This is a genomic window from Paenibacillus sp. JT22N7 (assembly GCF_059383875.1).
The window spans coordinates 526406-546788 of sequence record NZ_JBXENY010000004.1 but is presented as its reverse complement, the minus strand read 5'-3'; the positions used below and the strand labels follow the sequence as shown (position 1 = coordinate 546788).

13 protein-coding genes are annotated in these 20383 nt (G+C 48.2%); 7 read left to right on the top strand and 6 right to left on the bottom strand.

The features are described 5' to 3' along the window. Positions 1-96 precede the first annotated feature (96 nt). From AC50Y5_RS13915 to AC50Y5_RS13895, 5 genes are all read right to left on the bottom strand, one after another. On the bottom strand, positions 97-1128 hold the full coding sequence (locus AC50Y5_RS13915; RefSeq protein ID WP_494861384.1) for an iron-siderophore ABC transporter substrate-binding protein: 1032 nt from the start codon (positions 1126-1128) through the stop codon (positions 97-99). 15 nt (positions 1129-1143) lie between these two features. Further along, entirely contained in the window at positions 1144-2202 is a 1059-nt protein-coding gene (locus tag AC50Y5_RS13910; protein WP_056037018.1) for an NAD(P)/FAD-dependent oxidoreductase, read from the bottom strand. A gap of 181 nt (positions 2203-2383) precedes the next feature. Further along, positions 2384-3223 (bottom strand): AraC family transcriptional regulator, encoded by an 840-nt coding sequence (locus AC50Y5_RS13905; RefSeq protein WP_056036248.1) that lies wholly within the window; start codon positions 3221-3223, stop codon positions 2384-2386. A gap of 737 nt (positions 3224-3960) precedes the next feature. Continuing rightward, complete coding sequence (locus AC50Y5_RS13900) at positions 3961-4890, bottom strand: DNA-binding domain-containing protein (RefSeq protein WP_494861381.1); 930 nt, start codon at positions 4888-4890, stop codon at positions 3961-3963. After that, entirely contained in the window at positions 4868-6166 is a 1299-nt protein-coding gene (locus tag AC50Y5_RS13895) for an ATP-binding protein (protein WP_494861379.1), read from the bottom strand. Before AC50Y5_RS13895 ends, AC50Y5_RS13900 begins: the two co-directional genes overlap by 23 nt. A 240-nt stretch (positions 6167-6406) precedes the next feature. Here AC50Y5_RS13895 and AC50Y5_RS13890 point away from each other — a divergent pair, with 240 nt between their 5' ends. From AC50Y5_RS13890 to AC50Y5_RS13865, 6 genes are all read left to right on the top strand, one after another. After that, a complete protein-coding gene (locus AC50Y5_RS13890) occupies positions 6407-7672 on the top strand; it encodes a cation:dicarboxylate symporter family transporter (RefSeq protein ID WP_494861548.1) in 1266 nt (421 codons plus the stop codon). Between the two features lie 24 nt (positions 7673-7696). After that, complete coding sequence (gene aspA, locus AC50Y5_RS13885) at positions 7697-9118, top strand: aspartate ammonia-lyase (RefSeq protein ID WP_494861377.1); 1422 nt, start codon at positions 7697-7699, stop codon at positions 9116-9118. Between the two features lie 46 nt (positions 9119-9164). Then, positions 9165-10592 (top strand): NAD-dependent malic enzyme, encoded by a 1428-nt coding sequence (locus AC50Y5_RS13880; RefSeq protein WP_056036258.1) that lies wholly within the window; start codon positions 9165-9167, stop codon positions 10590-10592. A gap of 701 nt (positions 10593-11293) precedes the next feature. Further along, a complete protein-coding gene (locus AC50Y5_RS13875) occupies positions 11294-15154 on the top strand; it encodes an RCC1 domain-containing protein (RefSeq protein WP_494861375.1) in 3861 nt (1286 codons plus the stop codon). 302 nt (positions 15155-15456) lie between these two features. After that, positions 15457-17190: a sensor histidine kinase gene (locus AC50Y5_RS13870; protein ID WP_494861373.1), complete on the top strand. Its 1734-nt coding sequence runs from the start codon at positions 15457-15459 to the stop codon at positions 17188-17190. Further along, positions 17187-18302, top strand: coding sequence for a response regulator (locus AC50Y5_RS13865; protein WP_494861371.1), 1116 nt, complete (start codon positions 17187-17189; stop codon positions 18300-18302). Before AC50Y5_RS13870 ends, AC50Y5_RS13865 begins: the two co-directional genes overlap by 4 nt. A 122-nt stretch (positions 18303-18424) precedes the next feature. Here AC50Y5_RS13865 and AC50Y5_RS13860 read toward each other — a convergent pair whose 3' ends face one another. Next, the gene (locus AC50Y5_RS13860) at positions 18425-19117 is read right to left on the bottom strand and encodes an MIP/aquaporin family protein (RefSeq protein ID WP_056036272.1); all 693 of its coding nucleotides are present in this window, start codon (positions 19115-19117) and stop codon (positions 18425-18427) included. Between the two features lie 211 nt (positions 19118-19328). Between AC50Y5_RS13860 and AC50Y5_RS13855 the strand changes: the two genes are divergently transcribed. Then, positions 19329-20360 carry an alpha/beta fold hydrolase gene (locus tag AC50Y5_RS13855; protein ID WP_494861368.1) on the top strand — a complete coding sequence of 344 codons (1032 nt, stop codon included), beginning with the start codon at positions 19329-19331 and terminating at the stop codon, positions 20358-20360. Positions 20361-20383 lie beyond the last annotated feature (23 nt).

Genomic DNA, 20383 nt, shown 5'->3' with positions numbered 1-20383 from the left:
TAAAGCGTCAAAGCACAGTGATGTGCTTTTGACGCTTTTTTGGTCTGATTTTTCAATTTTTCATGTAAGGGGCAAATGGGGGATAAGAAGCTCGTGTTATTGATCGGCGGCCAATTCCATAAAGTGGTTTGCGGCTAGCCGAACAGCGAGCACACTTCCTGTATTAAGGGAATTGTCGAAATAAAGGACATGATTGTTTTTGACTGCCTCAAGTGATTGCCATACCGCCAGGCTCTCGTTTTGCTTAACGGCGGCTTTGGCCACCGCTATATCATGCTGAAAAATAATGTAATCCGGGTTCATATCGGACAGAGCTTCCACGGAAAGCACATCGTTGTCTGCGGGATAGCCTTTCGGCACTAGCAAGCCAAAGCCAGTCGTTTCATTGTAGTACGTCGTGTTGTTTGTGCCTTGGGCATGAAAGGTGCCGTCATCGCCAACCCGCAGCAGGGCAAACGTTTTATCTTTCAAAGCGCCAAGCTGCTGTCTGGATTTTTCAATGTTTTCTTTCGTTTCTTTAATGTATTGCTCTGCCAATTCCTCTTTGCCTACAATTTGGGCGCTAAGCATGGTGGCCTCTTCCCATGTATCTGCGTAATTGATTTGAACGACCGGAGCGATTTTGCTCAATTCGTCATAAAGGGCGTCTATATGCCCTTTAAAGGTCACAATGACATCCGGATTTGTCTCGATAATCTTCTCAAGATTGAGCTCCCGTCCGCTACCCAAATCAATAACCTCGGCTGTGTCGGCATAAGGCTTCAGTGTAGCGTATTCTGCGAGCGCGCTTGCCGCACTGCCGGACGCAATAGGAGGCGTGTCCAAGGCGAAAAAGTAGTCCAAATACAAAGGATGAAGCACCGCTACGCGCTTGGGCTGCTCCTCTAGCACAACGTCATGGCCCGCGCCATCGGTAATCGTTCTTGGCCAAGCGGCAGCGGCTGCGGCAGTGCTTTCTTCGTCTGCGCTTGTATCGGCGGTCTGTGCGCTTCCAGAAGGAGAGGGACTGCTCGCGCTTGGAGCAGGATCGCTTTCTGTTGGCTGATTATTTCCGCTTGCGCCAGAACAACCGGCGATGAGAGCGGTCAGAATAAAAAAGGAAACAATGAGTCCGAGCAGTTTGCTCATGAGGAATCCTCCAGATTAAGTGTGTGATTTTGTATAAAGATGCTTCATTAAATCGCGATTTTTTTCCGTGAACAGTTCGTTATGCGAGGATATCATCCCGTTAGCGCTAGCATCTGGTGTTATAAACTGCTTGGCTTTATTGACGGCATTGGCGGCATCCTGGAACGCTCCCGCTATGAGGTGCAGCTTGCCTTCATGATGCAGAATATCGCCAGCGGCATAGAGGCCCGGCACAGAGGTTTCGCTCGATGGTGTTCCCGCAACCTGATAATTGAGCAGCTCGATATTGATTTTGCTGTTGCCCAGCAATTCCTTGTCGCGCTCGTAGCCGTGATTGATGATGACCTCATCGATTGCCAGCTTGAATAGGTTTTCCCCTTCATTCTGGTTCAGCAGCACAGTTTCGATCCGGCTATGATCCTCCGTTGCGATCAGCTTGTCGATGGTGCTGTTAAGCAGGCATTCCACACCGTTTTTTTGCAGGCGGGTCACTTCCGCTTCATGTCCCTTTAAAGCATCCTTCCGGTAGGTCAAATAAACCTTCTTGGCAATATGAGCGAGCTCATTGGCCCAGTCTACTGCAGAATGGCCGCCGCCTGAGATCAATACGGTTTTATCCTTAAAGCGGGCCAATGATTTGACGGTATAGTGCAGGTTGGTGACCTCGAACCGTTCTGCCCCTTCAATCTCCAGCTTAATGGGCTTCAAAATGCCCCCGCCAACCGCGAGCAGCACCGCTTTGGACAGATGCGTCTGCTGGGTCGCTGTATGCAAGACGAAATGGCCGTCTTCGTTTTGGTCAATCGAGGTGACCTTCTCGCCGAGCACCACCTCCGGATGGAACGTCATCCCCTGCGTTACGATCTGGTCAATCAGCTGTGCTCCCAGTATCGGAGTCACGCCTCCTACGTCCCAGATCATTTTTTCGGGATAGACATGAACCTTGCCGCCAAGCTGGGGCTGAAATTCAATAATCTTGGTTTTCATTTCCCGCAGCCCGCTGTAAAAGGCTCCGAACAATCCGGCGGGACCGCCACCAATAATCGTTAGGTCATATAATTCTTGTTCATTTATCATGCCTATTCACCTCGTTTTGTTGTTGATCCCTCATTTAATCAATAATGATTATTATTATCAATATGTAGTATAGCAAGAACCGGAATGCTTGCGAATGCACAAATCACAAATGGGATATGGATTATTATCAAAGGGGAGAAAGAAGGAGCGGGAGCATGGGGGATTTGTTAGTTCCTGTTTATAAATGTTCATGCTCCTGTTTTTCGGAATAAGCGGAAGGGGACAAGCCAAACTTCTTTTTGAAAATGCGGCTGAAATACAGCGGATTGGAATAGCCGACACTTCCCGCAATGTCGCGGATGGGGAATTGACCTATTTTTAATAGCTCGCTGGCTCGTTCCATTCGATAATGAATGACATAGTCAATCGGGCGGAATCCGGTATATTTATGAAAGAAATAAGAAAAACGTTTTGGGCTCATCGCATGCAGCTCGGAAAGCTCGCCCAGTGTCAATGGATGCATATAGTGGCCGTTAATATAGGCAACTGCTTCTTCGATCGCTGTTTTGTCAGGCGGATAGCCGCTTTCACCACTTTCTCTGTGCTTGCAGCCTACGAGCACCTGATGCATAATGCCAAGAAACAATTCCTTAGCTCGAAGCTTTCCAATCCCGCCTGGGGAATGCATATGCTGATGAAGCATGGCCAAATGTTCATGTACGCGCGAGTGGACACCCGGCTCTAGTCTGAAATGGGTATCGCATGTGTGGGCACTATCCGTGTCTTGCTGGTTATCAAGCCGGTATAACACGAGATAATATTCATACACCGATTGGCTTGTCACATGCGAATTCAGCAGCTTGTTCGGGGGTGAATGAAAAATCGCTCCCGGCTGCAGATCATAGGTGGCATCATCCACCTGTAATCGGGCTTCTCCACGAATGGGAAACAATAGCCCGTGTCTTGTTGTTTTATAACCGCGCAGGATGTTGTCGGGCTGGATGACGAACCGATGGACTTCAGCTATATCATAGGAACGGCCCGCAAACATTTCGGCTAATTCTTCGACATTAATCATGCTCCCTCACTTCTTCCGTTAGTATCTATTTATATAGAAGTATACGTCAGAACGGAGCAAAACTGTAGCGGGATGGCGGCTATTGGTTCACTTCATAGGCGAAAAAAGGGCGGCAACCAGCGGTTGCGGGGCGCTGCAACCAAAGCGGTCTTTACTTTGGCATAAGGATCAGCAAATAATGACGTATAGAAAACGGAAGGGTTGCTGCTGAAATATGGTTTTTGGAGGACACAGATTCCGCTATTCTGGCATTTTCTACGATTTCTGGCCATAAGCGGACAGGAGATCCGTTATCGCCCTAATCCTCCCTCCAAAATGGTCATTTGCAGCACAATAGCGGCTCCTGAGTCCGCAGCCTGTGCTATAACCCACGATCCGCTTGAAATAGCTGCTGCTGTGTCCGCCGAACCTATCTTGATCCTGGGAGAAAACTCTTGAAACGAAGAGCATGAAGCTGCCTTTAAGTACACAAGTTCATATTCACGGGGACTGATCTTCTCGGCAGTACAGGAAATACGTGTGACATGCTGGGCTTGGCTTGATCTGGCTCTGTCTCTGGATCTAGCTCTAGTCGCGCTTACATTTGCATACATGCCCTAGTGCCTGCCCAAACAAACAGTGAATGAGGGGAAGCTGCTTCCCTCTCAGAGATAATGGCCGGGGAGCCTTTATCAACGCAGCCAATGAGGCTGCGTTTTTAGCTAGGGCCTTGCCCGCAAGTGGCTCCCGGCGCCCACTTATCGCTGGCTCATTAACTTTTTGGATTCAAAATAAAGGACTTGAATAAATTTTTTGGTGTTTTGCCTGATCATGCTAATGGACGCCGATTCTTCATCCTCTATATCCTTCATCCGTTTGCGGATGTCGCTTAAATCAAAAAACTTATTCGCGTATTGCTCGAATTTCGGATTGGAGTAATCAAGTAACCCCAGGGAGGCCAAGTGGGTTAGCGCTTGGTTCACCGTTCGCCGTACACGCTGTTCGGCGGCTTTTCCCTCCTTTTTCAAGTCGGTCTCAGAAGCGGTGGGGCCGAGTTTTTTCAAGGCGAGCTGTTTGTACGTGTCTTGAAGCGGAGGGAAGCCTTGCTCCAATGGATGCTCGCTATCGTAACGGAACAAATAATCGAGCATCTCCAGCAAGTCCTTGCAGCCGGCTTCGCCGATTAGCCCTAGGTCGGATAGCACGTAGTTTCCGCAAGTGATGATGCTTTTATCAGGAGAGGCTGCCTCTTTCTCCGTTATTGCGCCGCCTAAGCCTAAGGCACTGAGCGACTTTTGAATATCTCGAAGCGATTGATGCAATCGCAGCAGCTCGGAAACTTTGCGTATGACCGAAATAAATTCCAAACGATTTATCGGCTTGGTGATATAATGTTCAATTCCGAAGGAATAGGCTTTGCCGATCATGTCCTTCGACTCCACTTGAGACAGCATGACGATTTTTCCTTTGAAGCTGCTCGATATTTCTCGAACCGTTTCTATGCCGTCGCGAATGGGCATCAGCAAATCAATCAGAACGATATCCACCTGCTTAAGGTCGAGCAGCGTATTATCGACATACGCTCCGTCTTCGGCTTCCCCTACAACACTTCCTAAATCCTCATCCTCAATCATTTGCTCCAGCATGGAGCGTACGGCCGGATCGTCATCGATTATAAAGAAACGCATCCTTCGACTCCTCCTTTCCTATTTGACCCACAGGCAGTGTGATCGTGAAAATAGTGCCTTGCTCATCGTTCCCAGCTTGAACTTGGACAGTTCCAAGCAGACGCTCCGTCTCTTGCTTGACATAAGCCAGACCGATTCCCGTAGAAGGGTTGCCGGATTTATCGTATTTCGTCGTATATCCGGGTATGAAGATTTTCTCCCGATACTTGGGTGCAATTCCCGGGCCATTATCGGCTACGCGGAAAACGACAGCTTCCTGCTCCCGTTTAACCTCCATTCGGATAGACCCCGCTTCATTTAGTGCCTCGACGGCATTCACGACCAAGTTATTGAGCAAGGACAATGAAACGTATACGTGACACAAAGGAAAGACACCTTCCGTATGCAGCGAAAAATCGATCTGCTTGCCGAGCGAGCGGGCATATTTCTGATTCGATCGTAGAACAATATCAACTAATGCCTCCAATGGCATATAGTCGCTTTCGTGCGATATTAAGTCGGACAGCCCGGCATAAATGCGTTGATTGTCCTTTTTGATATCGTGAACTTGGCCAGCAATTTGTAGAGCCTTTTGTGCTAGCTCATCAAGCGGCTCGGGTTGTTCAGCTTTTAAAGATTGATATAACCCGTAGCTGTCCCGGGCGATATTCTCCGCATTGTGCAGCGTTTTCTTCAATTGAATGGATTCCTCGTACAGCTCCGAGATAAGGAGAAGCATCTTCTCGTTTTCCTTGCGCGTCAGCTCCTCGGCCGCCTTCGACTGGCGCAATATGACGAGATTGAATAAGGAAAGCACAAAGAAGCTTCTAAAAATCCCGATGAGCAAAATTTGATTCCAAGTATAGAAGCTCACGACTTGCTCCGTAACCGAATAGCGCATCAGCAGTTCTGCCAACGATGCAGCAATTTCAATCGTCACGCCTAATAAGCCGAGAACAATGGGGCGGTTATGATAACGATTCAGTCGTACAGCTCTAAATGCCACCGCATAGGTCAAATAATAGAAGAATACCGGATAGTGGTGCAGAAAAGCAGCGTCCCAGCTCCTGGCCGGTTCGATGGCCACCTCAAGCCCCGTGCGAAAAAAGGTAACCGCAGCGCCGACAAGCAGACCGGAGACAAAAGGGGAAGGAAACCTCAGCCAGAGTAAAAACAGAAAGAAGGTGGGCGTTCCCAGACTGACCCGAAAATCATTATGAAACGGATAAAAATTCAATTCCCCCGCAAGCGGCACCGAAACAACCATCAGCAGAAACAAAAGCCATTTGTCTTTCAATGCTACATCCCAGCCTCCTTTCTTGCACGACGTAACAGTCATTCGACATCTTTTTCCATATTCCTCCGTAAAAAGCTTTCTTTCTTCCTCCTCATTATGCCGAAATTAATAAATTCTTATAACGAATATGTAGATTTAAATAGATTTGTGTAGCTTGCCTGTACAATGAAACCATTCAAAGGAATAGCGAAATTATACAATATGAAAGCGCTTAATAACCTACAGAAAAGGGGAAGCATGATGAAAAAATTTGGTTTGGCTTTTCAAATTTTAGTCGGCCTCGTATTAGGGGTAGCTGTAGGGGCTATCTTTTATGGCAACCCAACCATCGAAAGCTACTTGAAGCCGGCGGGGGACATTTTCATACGATTGATCAAGATGATTGTCGTTCCCATTGTCGTCTCCTCTCTAGTTGTCGGAATAGCTGGTGTTGGAGATATTAAAAAACTCGGCAAGCTGGGCGGGAAGACGATTCTTTATTTTGAAATCGTGACGACAGCAGCCATTGTTTTCGGCCTGCTCATCGCGGATATTTTTCAGCCCGGAGCTGGCGTTAATATGACGGGGTTAGCCAAGTCGGACATCTCGGGTTATGTGGAAGCAACGGAAAAGGTGACCAATCATAGCTTTATGGATACCTTTGTAAACATTGTTCCAAAAAACATTTTCGAATCATTAGTAGCTGGCGATATGCTCGCCATCATCTTTTTCTCGGTATTTCTGGGTCTGGGCATTGCCGCTATCGGCGAGAAAGGGAAGCCGGTTCTTTCTTTCTTCCAAGGTCTTGCCGAATCGATGTTTTGGGTAACGAATCAAATTATGAAATTTGCTCCGATCGGCGTTTTTGGATTAATCGGCATGACGGTATCTAAATTCGGCATTGCCTCGCTGCTTCCTTTGGGGAAGCTAGTATTGGCCGTGTATGTGGGCATGATTCTGTTTGTAGTGCTTATTCTCGGCCTGATAACGAAGCTATGCGGAACTAGTCTTATATCGATCATTCGCATATTGAAAGATGAACTCATACTCGCGTATTCGACAGCAAGCTCCGAAACAGCGCTTCCCAAGATGATGGAGAAGATGGAGAAGTTCGGAGTTCCTAAATCCATTACCTCTTTCGTCATCCCGGTCGGATATTCGTTCAATTTGGATGGGTCGACCTTGTATCAAGCGATAACGGCATTGTTTATCGCACAAATGTACGGCATTCACATGCCGATCAGCTCTCAAATTATGCTGGTGCTTGTACTGATGCTGACCTCGAAAGGAATTGCCGGGGTGCCGGGCGCTTCGTACGTCGTTCTGCTGGCCACTCTTGGGTCAGTTGGCATTCCGCTCGAAGGGCTTGCCTTTATCGCGGGTATTGACCGCATTTTGGATATGGCCCGTTCAGTAGTCAATGTCCTTGGAAATTCCATCGCCGCGGTTGTAATGGCGAAATGGGAGAAACAATATGATCAGAATAAGGGACAACAATATTTGGAGACGCTCAAAAAAAGTTCGTAAGACCATAACAAGGGGGAATGTCCAATGTCAGCTCATTTTAGAATCGAAAAAGATTTCCTTGGCTCTAAAGAAGTGCCGGAAGACGCCTATTATGGCATTCAAACGATGCGAGCAGTAGAAAACTTTCCAATTACAGGTTACCGCATTCATGAAGAGCTAATCCGTGCGATGGCTATCGTTAAACATGCGGCAGTTGAAGCGAACATGGAAATTAGACAGCTGAACCCGGAAACCGGAAAAGCCATTATGCAAGCGGCGCAGGAAATTATAGATGGAAAATGGCATGAGCAATTTATCGTTGACCCGATACAGGGCGGAGCAGGCACCTCCATTAATATGAATGCCAACGAGGTCATTGCCAACAGGGCGATCGAAATCCTTGGAGGAACGAAGGGCGATTATTTCAATGTTAGTCCTAACACGCATGTGAATATGTCCCAGTCGACCAACGACGCTTTTCCGACAGCGATTCATATCGCCGTACTCGTTTTAATTGATAAGCTGCTGGCGACGATGGAGGAAATGCTGGCGGCGTTTCGGAAAAAGGCTGTGCAGTTCGATGGCATTATTAAAATGGGGCGGACGCATCTTCAAGATGGCGTACCGATCCGCCTCGGGCAGGAGTTTGAGGCCTACAGCCGGGTTCTGGAGCGTGATATTAAGAGGATCAAGCAAACCCGCGGCCACTTGTACGATGTCAATATGGGGGCAACGGCCGTTGGAACGGGCCTCAATGCCGATCCCCGCTACATTAAGCGGGTCGTTGAATCGCTTGCCGAGCTTAGCGGCTTGCCGCTTATCAATGCAGAGCACTTGGTCGACGCTACGCAAAATACGGATGCTTATACAGAAGTGTCTGCGGCGCTCAAAGTATGCATGATCAACATGTCCAAGATCGCCAATGACTTGCGCCTGATGGCTTCCGGGCCGCGTGCCGGATTCGGGGAATTGAATTTGCCTGCCCGCCAGCCGGGCTCGTCCATCATGCCAGGCAAGGTCAATCCGGTTATGGCGGAGGTTGTCAATCAGGTGGCGTTCCAGGTCATAGGCAATGACCATACGATTTGTTTGGCTTCTGAAGCCGGGCAGCTTGAGCTTAACGTCATGGAGCCAGTACTCGTATTTAATTTGCTTCAATCCCTCAGCATGATGAATCAAGTATTTAAAGTTTTTCGCGCTCATTGCTTGGAGGAAATCGAAGCGAATGTCGAGCGCTGCAAAGAGTATGTGGAGAAAAGCGTCGGGGTTATCACTGCGCTCAACCCGCATCTTGGCTATGAGGTTGTTGCCCGAATTGCGCGAGAAGCGATTTTGACAGGCCGTCCGGTTCGTGAGCTTTGCCTGCTTTACAACGTGCTGACGGAAGAGGAGCTCCAAATCATTCTTGATCCGTATGAGATGACGAACCCGGGCATTGCGGGAGTGGAGCTTTTGGACCAAAGATAAAAAAGCAATTTCTAGAAATAGAGTGACCCACAAAGGAGAGAGCGAGATGTCCGTAACAAGTGGTGCCAGTACCTATATGATATTTCGGCTGCAAATAGATAAACAACTAACTTCTCTCGGCGATATCGCTGCTGCAATTGAAAGGACAAGCGGGGATATCGTGGGGATTGACGTTATCTCATCGAGCCGTACGAGCACCGTCCGCGATATTACCGTTAATGTATCCGATCAGGCACACAGCAAGCAGATTGTCGAATCGCTTGAGAAGCTGCAAGGCGTTAAAGTCATTCATGTGTCGGACCGGACCTTCCTTGTGCATTTGGGCGGTAAAATTGAGATCACCTCCAAAATACCGGTGAAAAACCGTGATGATTTATCGCGGGTATATACACCCGGTGTCGCCCAAGTTTGTACAGCGATTGCGGAAAAGCCGAATAAGGCCTACTCGCTGACGATCAAGCGCAATACGATTGCCGTTGTTTCTGACGGAACAGCTGTACTCGGACTTGGCGACATCGGGCCGATGGCGGCCATGCCGGTGATGGAAGGCAAGGCCATGCTGTTCAAAGAATTTGCTGGTGTGGACGCTTTTCCGATATGCCTGGATACGAAGGACACCGAAGAAATTATCCGCATCGTAAAGGCCATCGCTCCGGCATTCGGAGGCATCAATTTGGAAGACATTTCGTCACCGCGCTGCTTTGAAATCGAGGAGCGTTTGAAGCAGGAATTGGACATCCCTGTGTTTCACGATGACCAACACGGAACCGCTGTGGTCATCTTGGCCGGGCTGCTCAATGCGCTCAAAATTACCGGTAAGCAAATGTCGGATATTAAAGTCGTTGTGAACGGTATCGGCGCAGCAGGCATTGCTTGCTCGAAGATGCTTCTGGCCGCAGGCGTGCGCAATTTGATTGGTGTGGACCGCGAGGGCGCCATTAATCGGAACATCCCGTATGGCAATCCTCATTGGAAGGCGTTTGCCGAGCTGACTAATCCGCATCTGGAGACAGGCAGCTTGTCTGAAGTGATCAAGGGAGCGGATGTATTTATCGGCGTATCGGCTCCGAATATTCTCAAGGTCGAAGATGTCCAATCCATGGCGAAAGACCCGATCGTCTTTGCAATGGCGAACCCGGTACCGGAGATCGATCCAGAGCTGGCCGAGCCTTACGTTCGAGTGATGGCGACAGGGCGGTCCGACAAGCCGAACCAGATCAATAACGTGCTTTGCTTTCCGGGCATTTTCCGCGGTGCCTTGGATTGCCGGGCGAGTGAAATCAATGAAGCGATGAAGCTTGCAGCCGCTCAGGCGATCGCATCCGTTGTGACGGATGAAGAATTGAGCGAAACGTATATTATTCCGAGCGTATTCAACCAGAAAGTAGTGGAAAAGGTAAGAGAGGCCGTTATAGAAGCAGCCTATAATACCGGAGTTGCCCGAAAAAAATTGAGAGATTCCAATAAAGAGTAATTTCGGCTACTATTACGGTGCGTTGCGAAGCTTACTCATAGGAGCAGTTATCACAAAAGTGTTCTTTTGTGATAACTGCTTTTTATCATTTAGGCAGTAAAACTGGTTTACCCATATTACCAAGAACTTTTTCCAAAATATGACATGTATCCTACTTGAGCTTGTCCTTCTAATACTCTTGGATGTAAGGGACAGCCAGTTTGCGGGGAAGGGTACCGTCAATAGAGCTGGATGAGTCTATCTCAATGATTGTCTTATCGGGAGTGCAGAGACCTACAGCTACAGAAAGCACTGTGACTGAGACCACGCAGTTTTGGAAGCTCATTCCTTTTTTGGCGGACTGAGCTTCCGCTATTCTAGCTCTTAATCCCATTTCAGGTCGTAAGCGGACAGGAGATTCGCTATTGCTCTCACATTCCTCTCAAAATGAAGATAGGCAGCACATTAGCGGCTCCTGTGTCCGAAGCCTGTACCAAAACCAGTGATTCGGTTGAATTAGCGGATGCTGTGTCCTCCAAGTTATGCCATTCTCGATAGTAGAGGGTAGAAGTTGAAACGCTGGTTTCTTTCGGGATCCAGCTCGCTTACGTTTGCATACAGGACCTAGCAACAAGTCTTTCATTATTCTTTCACGGGGATTTGTTAAAATTTCAACTAGGGAATTTTAACCAAAATTTTTGGCATGAAAGAAGGCGTACATATTGTCATCCAATCAATCGAGAAAGCCGGTTTACCTTGTACTTATCCTTGTGCTGCTAATGGGATTGCTTACACCCTATGGGCAGAGCACCGTCTATGCAGCACAAGAGGGCATGCGAAGTGTGAAGGGAGTACAGATTTCCGCAGGAGCCAACCATTCCGTCATGTTAAAAGCGGATGGTACCGTCGTCGCATGGGGACTCAATAGTGGGGGCCAAACGAATGTACCGAGAGGCCTTGCTAATGTAATCTCTGTTGCTGCTGGGAGTGAGCATTCACTCGCTCTGAAAGCAGATGGGACAGTTGTCGGATGGGGGAACAATAGCTCGGGCGAAATAACAGTGCCGAATGAATTAGCAGCGGGAGGGGTGACAGCGATTGCTGGAGGAGGAGGTTCTTCACTCGCCTTGAAAGCGGATGGTACGGTTGTAGCATGGGGGGACAATCAATATGGCCAGTCAAGCGTACCCCCAGCGGCATTGCAAGAAGTGATCGCAATCGCTGCCGGAAAAGAGTTTTCGCTCGTATTAAAAGCGGATGGCACGGTCGTTGCATGGGGTCAGCCTGGCGCAACGAATGTCCCTGCTGGCCTGAGTGACGTAGTATCGATTGCCGCAGGGTCCTTATTTGCGATGGCATTAAAAGCGGATGGCACGATTGTTGCATGGGGAAACAACGCTAGTGGTCAAACGGTAATTCCAAATGCAGCGGCAGATGGCAAAGTCATATCGATCTCTGCAAGCAGGGCGACTGCGACTGCTCTGAAAGCGGATGGTACTGTTGTTGCTTGGGGAGAAAATGATGCAGGTCAGACGAACGTACCGGCGGGACTGCATGATGTGGTTGCGATTGCTGCCGGCTGGTTTCATACACTCGCCTTGAAAGCCGATGGCACAGTGGTCGCGTGGGGGAGCAACGCTAATGGTCAGAGGACCGTTCCAGCGGATCATGCTTCGCCCATTAAAGGGAGCAGAATCGCAGCGGGCTGGTCTCACACGCTTGCCTTGAAATCGAATGGTACCCTCTCCGCTTGGGGAGACAATGGCGATGGACAAAGTGCGATACCGGCTGGACTGGGAAGCGTGGAGTCGATCGCTGGAGGAGCGAATCATTCGCTCGCGCTGAAATCGGACGGCACTGTTGCAGCGTGGGGAAGCAACAGCAATGGTCAAAGTAGTGTTCCTATTGGACTGGAAAATGTAGCATCGATTGCGGCGGGAGCTAATCATTCGCTTGCGCTGGAAGCGGATGGGACGGTCACTGCATGGGGAAACAATGCTTATAATGAAAGCACGGTTCCGATCGGACTCGATGAAGTGATTGCAATTGCTGGAGGAGAATTTCACTCGCTCGCCTTGCAATCAGACCATACGGTCGTCGCGTGGGGAAGAAATCATTACGGTCAAAGCACAGTTCCGGCTGGACTGGATCAAGTTGTGTCCATTGCTGCCGGCGCCAACCATTCGCTAGCCCTGAAATTGGACGGCACTGTCGTTGTCTGGGGAAATAATAATAGTGGCCAAAGAGCGGTGCCGAATGGATTGGCAAATGTAGTGTCCATTGCCGCTGGCGCTGAGCATTCGCTTGCCTTGAAAGCAGACGGAACCGTCGTCGCATGGGGAAGCAATGCTAGCGGTCAGATTAACGTGCCAGCTGGATTGGCAAATGTAGTGTCCATTGCCGCTGGCGCTGAGCATTCGCTCGCTTTGAAAGCAGATGGAAGCGTCATTGCCTGGGGTAACGACGATTTTGGCCAAAGCACCGTACCGGGCAAGCTGATCGATTTGAAGCTGCAAGAGGGCGATTTTACGGAAGCCTTTGACGTCACTGTTACCTCCTACACCTATTATTATGACGGGCAGTCTTTGTCCAGTGCCCATATAACACCGACGATGACAGACCCTGACCAAATTTTGGTGTATGTGAACAATCAGTCTATATTGAGTGGCGGTGCGGCGACAATCAATGTAGCGGGAGCGACGGCTGATACGGTCATTCCTGTTCGCGTCGAGCCCTATTTCTTTCCTAATCAAAGGTATACGATTACGCTAGAGATTGATTCAACTCCACCAGTGGTAAAGTTCAGCACTGATGGAGGGTTAACGCCTGCAACAAGCGTCTCAAGCAAAGTAACGGTTAGTGACACGCAAAGCGGCGTGGAGCCTGCCTCGCTGCTGTATGCTTGGACGCAAGGAACAGCCGTTCCGACGGGAGGCTGGACGGCCTTCAGCAGCGAGGATACGTTAAGCCAAACAAATGTTGATGGCGATTGGTACTTGCACATTCAAGCCAAAGATAAAGTGGGTAATATTGTAAATTCTGTATCCAATCCTTTTGTGCTGGACAACACGGCACCGACAGTAACGGTAACCAGTTCAGCAAGCCAAACCGTGAATGCGGCTTTTCCGGTGAACATATTCTTCAACGAGAATGTAAATGGTTTCACCGTGGATGACCTTGTAGTCGTTAACGCTACAGCATCTAATTTGGTTTCCGTTAACGCATCGACTTACACAGCGACCATTACACCGCTGACGAGTGGTCAAGCTGTGACGGTATCGATTGGTGCGGGTGCAGCAGTAAATGCCGCAGGACTGGACAATACAGCATCCAACATGCTCAGCCTGTTGTATAACACGGCACAACCCGTCACTGCATTCGGTGGCTTTACCGATCAGCAAGCATTCGTTGTGCCGCCTACTCAAGTCTCCGTGACTGTGAGCGAATCGGTATATTGGATTAATGATGGGGCTCCACTCACCTCTGCAAATGCAAAGCCTCTGATTAGCCTGACGAAGGACGGACAAGCATTTACTTCTTATACGACAACGTTTGATGAATCTTTGCTAACGTATACGTTGACGTTTAATGGCACGCTTAACAATGGCTTATACAGGGTGAATGTGGCTGGAGGCGAAGTGGAAAATGAATATGGCAATGCGCTTGATGCAGCAACTGCAAGCTTTAGCATAGTGAGTGCAGCAACGCCGCCATCCGTAACACGTTCTAGCAATGCAAACCTAGCTTATTTGAACGTCTTTGCAGGCGGTAAGGCAGTAGAGCTGTCGCCTGTATTTACACCCGGGACTACGGAGTATAGAACGAAGACGGATGCAAAAGAAGTTGAGCTGCAATTGGCACCTGCTCATGTCATGGCAGCGGTTAGATTGCTGGGAGAACAAGTAATAAAGACAACTTCTGTACCTTTGGTCATGGGAGTAAATGTGTTCGCCATCACGGTTCAAGCCGAGGATGGAACGATAAAAACGTATACGTTAAAGATTAATCGTATTTCTGATAATGGAAATACAGGCTCTGCATGTACATTTGAAGATATTAATAATCATTGGGCTGCATCAAATATTTGCGAAGCAGCGAAACTTGGAATTGTGGAGGGTATGAGTGCCGATGCCTTCGTGCCTAATGGCTACGTAACTCGGACAGAGTTTGCTCTTATGCTGCTTCGCACCCTTCAAATTCCCATTGGCAATAAATCGATTGCGATGCCCTTTAGCGATAAGGACAGCATTCCAGCCTGGGCACAACAGGCCGTTCAGACAGCGGTAGCTGAGGGTATTCTCGAAGGGTATTCCGATGGGACATTACGGCCGCAGCAAACGGTAAGCCGAGCGGAAATGGCTGCGATGGTCTCCCGGGCAATGAAGTGGGAGATTGACACTCAGGAAGCTGCTTCCTTTACCGATGATGCAAATATTCCAGCCTGGGCCAAAACGCATGTTCACAATGCTCGCGCGAATGGGCTGATAGAGGGCCGGGAAGGCAATAAATTTGTGCCAGCTGGACTTACAACTAGAGCCGAAGCTACTGCCCTGCTGTTGCGGCTTTGGAACTTTCTTTATTAATCCAACAAATTTTTATTTAATAGGCTGCAGTACTCATCCCCCGATGCTGCAGTGCCCATCCCCCGATTTATAACTTAGATTGGCTGAGTATGTCATTGGTTAATGATATGCTCGGCCAGTCTTTTTTTGACTTTCTCTATACGCTGCGGCTTTAGCCCTTATCCCATGCTGTCGAATAATTGGTTTTTTTGATGAAATAGGAGGAGGCATATATTGCGCTCCATGGTTTCGTATTCGTATACTGTATGAAGAGAGTAAAAAGTTATTATTCTATTTATGTCAAATATAGAGGGACTATCCTTATGGATTCCACAATAGAGCTCGTCTCTATGATTGCTTCATTAATCATGATGGGGATTATTTTATTATCGGAGTATGGTTTTAGAAGAGTGCGCGGAGTGGGCTATCTCATCGGTTTGACGATTTGTCGAATGATTTTCTCCGGTGCCATCATTATGGAGCAGAGCCGTTCTCTATTAACGGAAAAGCTGATTTTTCGTAATATTCAGCATACGATGCTTAATTTAATGGTGCCTTTCTTAATTCTATTTGTCTATTATTTGATCGGTTCCGACAAGATCATTAAGCTTCGCTGGAAGGTCCTGCTGTTCACGGTATTTGTGCTATGGTCGCTGCTGGTGTGGCTCAACCCTGAGCTTCATTTGATTTTTCGCACGATTGAGCTCTATAATGGCGAATTAATAACGACAAGAACTATTTATTCCATCATATTTACGCTAGTTTGCTACAGCATCGTGGCTGTATGTATTTATTTTTTAATTCATTATGTGCGTAATATTCGAGATGATTTTCGCAAGCCAGGCATGTGGGTTCTATGTCTAGGATCATTGCCTCTGGTGCTTGAGATTATTAAATTCGTGAATCCTGAAATGTCGTCATGGCTGCTAAGGCTCTCGGTTTATTGTGGATTTACAGGTATGATCATGCTGGTCATTGCCATGCGGTATAAGTTTTTCTCTATTGTTCCTTATGCCAGGGATGCCGTGCTCGATACGCTTCAGGAAAGTATATTGATCGCGAATGCTTCAGGAAAGATCATCGACAGCAATAAAAAGGCTGTTCAGTGGTTTTTAGAGCTGGGCCATGCCGAGATTTATGACCGGGAAATGGCGGAGCTGCTAGCACCATGGCCGCAATGGCAGAAGTTGTGCATGTCCATGCAGCAGGGCAGTGTGGAAATTGACACTTGGCTTAATGGCGAGAGGAAAATTTACAGCATAAACGTGTATCCGCTGCAAAAGCAGAGCAAGCATACGCAGGGCAGTATTTCCCTTATCTTCGATATAACAGAGAAGCAGCGCCATCTGGAGCAGATCGCACAGCTTAACCAGCTGAAGGATCAACTGTTTACGATCGTCTCGCATGATATCCGCAGTCCACTGGCATTACAGTTCCAACTGATTGAGCTTCTAGAAGAGGACAGAGCCAGAATGGAGAGCGATCACCGGGAAATCGTTGAGGCGCTAGGTGGCCAGATCCGCAATACGCTCGGCATAGCCAATAATTTGCTGGAGTGGTTCCGCAGTCAGCGGGAAGATGTGTCCCTCCGGCTACAGCTGCTGGAGCTGTCTGAGGTTGTGGAGGAGTGCATCCATCTGCTGCATATTACAAGCGAGGCCAAGCAAATAAATGTACATCATACCATTGCTGCACAGACTTATGTGTACGCTGATCAGCAGGTGCTTGGCTTAGTTATCCGCAATTTGTTATCCAACGCGATTAAATTTACTGGGGTGGGCGGCTCCGTTCATATTGACGCCCAGCTATCAGAGGACATGGTAATCGTTTCAGTTCACGATAACGGAGTTGGGATGGACGAGAATCAGGTTCACAGGCTGCTTAGTGAGCAGCAGTTGGACGCATTGACGGGTACTTTAGGGGAAAAGGGAGCGGGACTTGGACTGCTTGTAAGCCGGCAATTCGTCAAACTAGGCGGGGGAAATTTATGGGTGGAAAGCAAACTAGGACAAGGTAGCCTATTTCAATTCAGCGTGAGAGGCGGAACAGAGCGATGAAGGTGGTTATCGTTGACGATGAGCCTGCTATGCTGCTTGCTATGAAGCGGTTGTTATCCACTATGGATGACGTGGAGCTTGTTGGAAGCTTCCAGAAGGCAGCTGAGGCGCTGGACTTTGTTCGGGCAAATGACGTGGAGCTGGCGTTTCTAGATATCAAGATAGCGGGGGATGATGGGCTCAAGCTCGCCCACAGCTTGCGTTCCCTTCGTGCTAAGCTGGATATCGTATTTACGACATCCCATTCTGAATATGCCATTCAAGCTTTCGATGTTTATCCGTTGGACTACATGGTTAAGCCGGTTACCCGCAAGCGCTTAGCCCAGACCATTACACAAGCGGCGAGCAGACAGGATGCTTCTTCCCATCCTACGGGGGACCTCTCCTCTAATCGACTAGTGGTTCGTGGTTTAGGGTGTTTCGAGGTGAGCAGCAGGCAAGAAGGTACCGTAAGATGGATTTCTAAAAAAAGCATGGAATTATTCGCCTATTTGCTCATCAACCATGGCCGCAGCACCTCTAAAACCCGTATTTTAGAGGACATTTTCTCAGAAATGCCTCTTAAAAATGCAGAAACGTATCTCCGTACAGCGGCATACCAGCTTAGAAAAGTCTTGTCGCCGCATGGGTTGAAAGAGGTGGTCATTTCAGCGCAAGAGCAGTATCGGATTGACTTGAATCAGGCTGATGTCGATTTTATTCAATTTGAGCAGCAGGCGAAGGCTTTATATGAAATCAATGAATCCAATGCAGCGACAGCTATAGAGCTGGAGAAACAATTTACAGGCGATTTGTTTGATGATAAATCCTTTGAGTGGGCGGCTGTCGAGCGTGAGAGGCTGGCCATTATCTATGATTCCTTGGCGAAGCGTCTCGCAAGCTGGCTGCTGGACCAGAAGCGTTATAGAGAAGCGGCGCAAATAACGAGAAGAATCGTAGCGCGCAATGAATTTGAAGATGAATCAAATCTGCTGCTGCTGAAAATCCTCGTGGCTATGGGAGATCGGCAATCCATAAGCGGCTATTATGAGCACTATACGCAATTGCTGTTTGATGAGCTTGGCCTGCAGCCTTCAGAGGAATTTCTTCAGATTTATAAAATATACCGGTGATCGCCTCCTCCTATATGGAGGGGGTCTTTTTTATAGAAAAATACACATAAAAAAAGGGCTGCTGGAAAACCTCCCAGTAGCCCTTTCCTCCCGAAATCCCTCATAACGAGCTTAAAATCATTTTAGGCTTGCTTCGCCTTGTAGCTGTTCAGCCACTTGTAAGCGGCAACGGCCAGCACCGAGCCGGCAAGCGGGGCAATAAGGAATACCCACACTTGGGATAACGCCTCGCCGCCAAGCAGCAATGCGGGTCCCAAGCTTCTTGCCGGATTGACGGACGTTCCGGTTAAGGCGATGCCAAGAATATGGACAAAAGCGAGCGTCAGCCCGATAACGAGGCCCGTTACATTTCCATTGCCCTCCGTAGAGGTCACTCCCAGTATCGTATAAATAAATACGAAGGTTAAGATGATTTCGACAATAAATGCCATTAGTGCTGAAATTCCGATTCCGTACCCAGGGCCAAAACCGTTCTGGCCGAGCCCTGTCGTAGGCAGGCCTGCGGAGACGATGATGGCGTACAAAACGGCGGAGCCTGCAATAGCGCCAGCGATTTGCGAAACCACGTATCCGATGAAATCCGCCCCCGATAGCTTCCGGCTAATAAGCATGGCGAGTGAAACCGCCGGATTGATATGACACCCCGATATCGGTCCGATGACGTAGGCCATCGCCACAATAGACAGCCCGAATGCCAATGCAATGCCCAAATAGCCAAGCTCAGCTCCCGCTGTAGCCGCACTGCCGCAGCCGAATAGAACAAGGACGAAGGTTCCAATAAATTCGGCTGCATATTTTTTGAATGATGCGTTCATAACTTACCTCCCAAGGATTAAAAATCTTTTTGATTATAAAGGAGGCTTATCTACAAAAACTGAACATGGTGTGGAGAAGCGCTCAACTAGAGGTTATATACAACCAGAGACGGTGCCCTATTTCATTCATGCGATGGATTTAGAAGGATCGACAGTGAAGTAATATGGAATGATCAGCTGAAATGATATGGAATGGAAAGGAACACATGAGATGAAAACCGTTTTAAAACCAGCCTTAATGATTAGCACCATCCTGATTGCACTAATCCTGCTAGCGCTCTTCTTCCCGACATGGACGCCTCGTATAAAAGGCGAGAATAGTATAAATGTACTGGAGCACGTTGATCTGAATGGGACCAAACAAGAGATTATGATTAGGGGCAATGATCGAAATAACCCTGTCATTTTGAATGTGCATGGAGGGCCAGGTGCTTCGGAAATTCCCTTTGCAAAAAGCATGCAGGATCTGTTGGAAACGAAGTTTACCATCGTTAACTACGATCAAAGGGCGAGCGGCAAATCCTATCATTTTTCCGAGGACTATTCTAACCTTTCCTCTGATTTGCTGGTGAAGGATCTGCTCGCGGTAACGGATTACATAGCAAAGCGGCTTGGCAAAGAAAAGATTATCCTGATCGGGCATTCCTACGGCACCTATCTTGCTACGCAAGCTGCTTCCAGAGCTCCTGAAAAGTACGAAGCCTATATCGGAATCGGTCAAATGGGGGATACGGTAGAAAGCGAGATCGACGCTCTGCATTACGTTTTGGAACAGGCTGGGCAAGAAGGAAATGCGGAGGATGCAGATCAACTGCAGCAATTGCAGGAAGCTATTGAGAATGGTGATGCTCTGACTCCTCGCGACTATGTTAATAAATACGGCGGGGCTTCCAGACTAACCAAAATCCCAGACGCTACCCTGGTGAATCTGACGTTCACTAGCGAATACAACTTGCTCGATGCCATCCGTTACAACAAAGGGATGAATCAATCCCAAGGGATATTGATTGAGGAGGTTTTTAAGCAACCGTTGCCAACCTTGGTCAACAAGCTTGATCTGCCCTTCTATTTTGTAATGGGGGATTATGACTTTATGACTTCATCCCAAGCAGCTCGGCATTATTTTGACAGCATTGAAGCTGAGCACAAGGAATTCCTTCCTTATGCGGAATCGGCGCATTACCCGCAATATGAAGAAAAGGAACGTTTTGTTAAGTGGATGTCGGATACCTTTCTAGATTAGTAAAATAACGAATAGGCTCCCCC

Bases quoted from the DNA above. Each gene is read 5' to 3' on its own strand.
- AC50Y5_RS13915 (WP_494861384.1), bottom strand. From the start codon at position 1,128: ATGAGCAAACTGCTCGGACTCATTGTTTCCTTTTTTATTCTGACCGCT.
- AC50Y5_RS13905 (WP_056036248.1), bottom strand. From the start codon at position 3,223: ATGATTAATGTCGAAGAATTAGCCGAAATGTTTGCGGGCCGTTCCTAT.
- AC50Y5_RS13900 (WP_494861381.1), bottom strand. From the start codon at position 4,890: ATGCGTTTCTTTATAATCGATGACGATCCGGCCGTACGCTCCATGCTG.
- AC50Y5_RS13890 (WP_494861548.1), top strand. From the start codon at position 6,407: ATGAAAAAATTTGGTTTGGCTTTTCAAATTTTAGTCGGCCTCGTATTA.
- aspA (WP_494861377.1), top strand. From the start codon at position 7,697: ATGTCAGCTCATTTTAGAATCGAAAAAGATTTCCTTGGCTCTAAAGAA.
- AC50Y5_RS13880 (WP_056036258.1), top strand. From the start codon at position 9,165: ATGTCCGTAACAAGTGGTGCCAGTACCTATATGATATTTCGGCTGCAA.
- AC50Y5_RS13870 (WP_494861373.1), top strand. From the start codon at position 15,457: ATGGATTCCACAATAGAGCTCGTCTCTATGATTGCTTCATTAATCATG.
- AC50Y5_RS13865 (WP_494861371.1), top strand. From the start codon at position 17,187: ATGAAGGTGGTTATCGTTGACGATGAGCCTGCTATGCTGCTTGCTATG.
- AC50Y5_RS13860 (WP_056036272.1), bottom strand. From the start codon at position 19,117: ATGAACGCATCATTCAAAAAATATGCAGCCGAATTTATTGGAACCTTC.
- AC50Y5_RS13855 (WP_494861368.1), top strand. From the start codon at position 19,329: ATGAAAACCGTTTTAAAACCAGCCTTAATGATTAGCACCATCCTGATT.